The sequence below is a fragment of the Bradyrhizobium macuxiense genome (assembly GCF_001542415.1).
In the GTDB taxonomy this organism is placed as follows: domain Bacteria; phylum Pseudomonadota; class Alphaproteobacteria; order Rhizobiales; family Xanthobacteraceae; genus Bradyrhizobium; species Bradyrhizobium macuxiense.
In genome coordinates, this window is the sequence record NZ_LNCU01000075.1 from 1 (window position 1) to 3,722 (window position 3,722).

5 protein-coding genes and 1 pseudogene are annotated in these 3,722 nt (G+C 63.4%); 5 read left to right on the forward strand and 1 reads right to left on the reverse strand.

Annotation, left to right across the window (positions count from 1 at the left end):
• A pseudogene (locus AS156_RS44735) lies at positions 1-173 on the reverse strand (nitronate monooxygenase); the annotation flags it as partial.
• Between the two features lie 181 nt (positions 174-354).
• Here AS156_RS44735 and AS156_RS22155 point away from each other — a divergent pair.
• The 5 genes from AS156_RS22155 to tnpC all read left to right on the forward strand — a co-directional run.
• Positions 355-1,242 (forward strand): LysR family transcriptional regulator, encoded by an 888-nt coding sequence (locus tag AS156_RS22155; protein ID WP_066508693.1) that lies wholly within the window; start codon positions 355-357, stop codon positions 1,240-1,242.
• 207 nt (positions 1,243-1,449) lie between these two features.
• The gene (locus tag AS156_RS41050; protein ID WP_082747674.1) at positions 1,450-1,863 is read left to right on the forward strand and encodes a GFA family protein; all 414 of its coding nucleotides are present in this window, start codon (positions 1,450-1,452) and stop codon (positions 1,861-1,863) included.
• A gap of 110 nt (positions 1,864-1,973) precedes the next feature.
• Positions 1,974-2,378, forward strand: a complete 405-nt coding sequence (gene tnpA / locus AS156_RS22160) for an IS66-like element accessory protein TnpA (protein ID WP_066501573.1) — start codon at positions 1,974-1,976, stop codon at positions 2,376-2,378.
• Positions 2,375-2,722 carry an IS66 family insertion sequence element accessory protein TnpB gene (tnpB, locus tag AS156_RS22165; RefSeq protein WP_038388978.1) on the forward strand — a complete coding sequence of 116 codons (348 nt, stop codon included), beginning with the start codon at positions 2,375-2,377 and terminating at the stop codon, positions 2,720-2,722. Before tnpA ends, tnpB begins: the two co-directional genes overlap by 4 nt.
• A gap of 70 nt (positions 2,723-2,792) precedes the next feature.
• On the forward strand, positions 2,793-3,722 hold a 930-nt coding region (gene tnpC, locus AS156_RS22170), incomplete at its 3' end, for an IS66 family transposase (protein ID WP_136626056.1).

Here is a 3,722-nt window from a genome sequence, read left to right on the forward strand (position 1 = left end):
TGGGTCAGCCACTCGCCGAGTTTCTCGGCGGGGCGGGCGTTCAGCGCCGGGAACGAGCCGACGATGCCGGCCTTGCACTGCGCGATCACCAGCTCAGGCCCGGACACAATGAACAGCGGCGAGCCGACGACCGGCAGTTCGAGCTTGTTGGCGAGGGAAGCGGGCAACGGCATCTTTCGGGGTCCTCCATGCGTATGCCGGCTGGTCTGTGGCCAGACGGATCGCGTGCGTGTTGCGATGGCTGGAGCGGCAGCTCTCTTTTGCGGGCCAATATAAGGCTGGACGGCTGCCGGATGGCGTTCAATATTGAACGATCATCGCATCAGGAATGAACACGCTAATCACAGGGATCGCATGGACTGGGAGCTTTGCAAGACGTTCGTGGCTGTTGCGGAGACGCGCAGCCTCGCCGGGGCCGCACGCCGCCTGCGCATCAGCCACCCGACTGTCGGCCGCAACGTGGCGGCGCTGGAGAAGCAACTCGGCACCCGCCTGTTCGCCCGCTCCAATGACGGCCTGTCGCTGACCTCACAAGGCCGCAAGTTCCGCGAGCACGCCGAAGCGATGGCGGCAGCGGCGCTGCGCGCCGAGGCGGCGGCGTCCGCCACCGGTGAGCAGGCCCGCGGCGTCGTGAAGCTGTCGATCGGCGCGACGCTCGCTGCGCACTGGCTGATGCCGCGTCTCGGGCCGTTCCTGCGCGACCACGCCAATATCCAGCTCGAGATCATCACCCATCCGTTCCCGGCGAGCGTCCGTCGCCGCGAGGCCGATGTGGTGCTGCGTCCCGTCGATGCCGGCGAGGAGAACCTGATTGGACGCAGGATCGGGCGGCTCGGCACCGGCTTCTACGCCTCGCGCGACTATGCGGCGGGGCGCAAGCTGCCGGAGCGCCGCGACGAGTGGAGGGGCCACAGCGTGATCGGGTTTGCCGACCAGACATCGAATGCGCATCTGGCGCGCTGGAGCGATGTCATCACGCGGCAGGGCACGCTGGTGATGCGCTGCTCCTCGCAGGGCGACATGCTCGCGGCGGTACGCGCCGGGCTCGGCATCTCCGCGCTGTCCTGCCTGGTGGCCGTCGACTATCCGGAGTTGGTGCGGGTCGCGCCGCAAAAGCTCAGCAGCGTCTCCGATCTCTGGCTGCTCGCGCACCCCGATCTGGTGGATCTGCCTGCGGTGCGCGCCGTGATCGGCTTCGTCACCGATTGCGCCCGCGAAGACCGCGTCAGGCTGCGCGGGTAGCGGTACAATTTTCACTCGGAATGGTCTGATTCGGTCCCGTCAAGCCGGGTTGCAATGTCCGCTGTGCGAGGAATGCCGGACGTGGCGCCGCGGAGGTATCAGGTCTCCGTTTGACCCGAAGCCGACCTCACGCCCCGACATACCAACTGGCGACATTCTCGACACCATGCTTTGATCGTATCGCGATCAGTAGTGGAGAGGGGTGACATGAAAATCGAGGGCAGCTGTCATTGCGGTCAGATCACATTCGAGGCGGAGACGGAGACAACACAGTTTGGAATTTGCCATTGTAGCGAGTGCCAAACGTTGACTGGCTCAGCGTTCAACACTGGCCTGTCTGTTTCGGCGGCAAAATTTGCGCTACTGACCGGTGAACCAAAAAGCTACGTGAAGACCGCGGAGCAGAGCGGCAGGCAGGTCTTGCGTCACTTCTGCGGCAACTGCGGCTCGCCAATTTATAGGCATTCAGTGCTTGATCCATCCATTGTGAGGATAGCTATCGGGTCAATCAAACAGCGCAAAGCGTTTACCCCAGTTCGACAAATCTGGAAGTGTTCCGCATTGCCGTGGGTGAACTCGATTGCCAACCTTCAGACCTTCGAGCGGAACCCGGGAGAATGATCATCTGCGTGGAAACTAGGCGATTGATGTCGCCCCTCTGTCCGTTGCACAGTCTCCCTCCGGTGACGGCCGCCTTGTCAGGTTAAGACGAGTGCTGTGTAACAGCCCTTATGGACAGCAATAAGTGCAGTGCTCAGGTCGAGCGGTTCGAGATTGTCGAGACTGGCCGGCGCCGTCGCTGGACCGATGATGAGAAGCTCAAGATCGTTTTGGAGAGTTTGCAGAGCCCGCGGGCGGTCTCGTCGACGGCACGGCGATACGGCATCTCACGTTCGCTGTTGCTGACTTGGCGTCGATCGTTTGGTGCACGGGCGAGTAGTGATGAAGTGCCTCGGCCCGGCTTTGTGCCAGCGATGGTGGTACCGGACTCGCCGCCAGTGCCGTCGACAGCGTTAGCGGCGACGGCGAGCGGACGCATGGAGATTGTCTCCGGCAAAGCTTATCGAGTGATCGTGGACGCCGGCGTTGATATGATGGCGCTGTCTCGCGTGTTGGATCTGCTGGAGCGGCGATGATCCCGATCGCAGCAGGAGCGAGAATCTGGATCGCAACCGGTCATACTGACATGCGCAAAGGCATGCAGGGTCTGGCGTTGCTGGTGCAGGAGGGCCTGGGGCGAGATCCTTTTGCCGGAGACGTCTTTGTGTTCCGTGGTCGCGCTGGCACCCTGATCAAGGCGCTTTGGCACGACGGGGTCGGGTTGTCGCTCTACGCCAAGCGGCTGGACCGTGGCCGCTTCATCTGGCCGGCGACGGTGGACGGTGTGGTGTCGCTGACGGCAGCTCAGATGGGCTATTTGCTGGAGGCGATCGACTGGCGCAACCCCCAACATAGTTGGCGGCCGCAGAGCGCAGGGTAAGCAGCGCAATAGTCGCGTGAGATTGCAAAAAGGCCGCGCCAAATCGCGGCTTTTGTGATTCCATCGGTGCATGGGTGACGGTCCCGAAAATCTGCCGGAAGACATTGAGGCGCTGCAGGGGGCGTTACTGGCCACGCGGGCCGAACTTGCCAGCGTTCGCGCCCAGCAGTCCGACGACCAGGCGCTGATCGCTCACCTGAAGCTGCAGATCCAAAAGCTGAACCGTGATCGTCATGGCCCTGGCTCGGAGCGTACCGCAAGGCTGCTGGATCAGCTCGAACTGACGTTGGAGGAACTCGAGGCTTCTGCGACTGAGGACGAACTCGCTGCCGAAATGGCCGCGGCCAAGACGACGAAGGTGGCCTCGTTCACGCGCAAGCGGCCGTCGCGCCAACCGTTCCCGGACCATCTGCCTCGCGAGCGGGTGCTCGTGCCGGGACCTGTGACGTGCGCCTGCTGCGGCGGAGCGAGGTTGTCCAAGCTCGGTGAGGACATCACAGAAACGCTGGAGGTGATCCCGAAATCCTGGAAGGTGATCCAGCACGTCCGGGAGAAGTTCAGCTGCCGTGATTGCGAGAAGATCAGCCAGGCCCCGGCGCCATTCCACGTCATTCCTCGCGGTTGGGCCGGCCCCAGCTTGTTGGCGATGGTGCTGTTCGAGAAGTTCGGCCAGCACCAGCCGCTGAACCGGCAGGCCGAACGATATGCCAAGGAAGGCGTGCCGATCAGCCTGTCGACCCTCGCCGACCAGGTCGGTGGTTGTACAGTCGCGCTCACGCCCTTGTTCCGGCGCCTCGAGGCCCATGTGCTAAGCGCCGAGCGACTGCACGGCGATGACACGACGGTGCCGGTCCTGGCCAAGGGCAAGACCGACACCGGCCGAATTTGGGTCTATGTGCGCGACGACAAGCCTTTTGGTGGGCAGGCCCCGCCGGGGGCAGTGTTCTATTACTCGCGCGATCGCGCCGGCGAGCATCCCCAGGCGCATCTGGCCGGCTAT

Coding starts and splice junctions, on each gene's coding strand:
- tnpA (WP_066501573.1), top strand. CDS start 1,974: ATGGACAGCAATAAGTGCAGTGCTCAGGTCGAGCGGTTCGAGATTGTC.
- AS156_RS41050 (WP_082747674.1), top strand. CDS start 1,450: ATGAAAATCGAGGGCAGCTGTCATTGCGGTCAGATCACATTCGAGGCG.
- AS156_RS22155 (WP_066508693.1), top strand. CDS start 355: ATGGACTGGGAGCTTTGCAAGACGTTCGTGGCTGTTGCGGAGACGCGC.
- tnpB (WP_038388978.1), top strand. CDS start 2,375: ATGATCCCGATCGCAGCAGGAGCGAGAATCTGGATCGCAACCGGTCAT.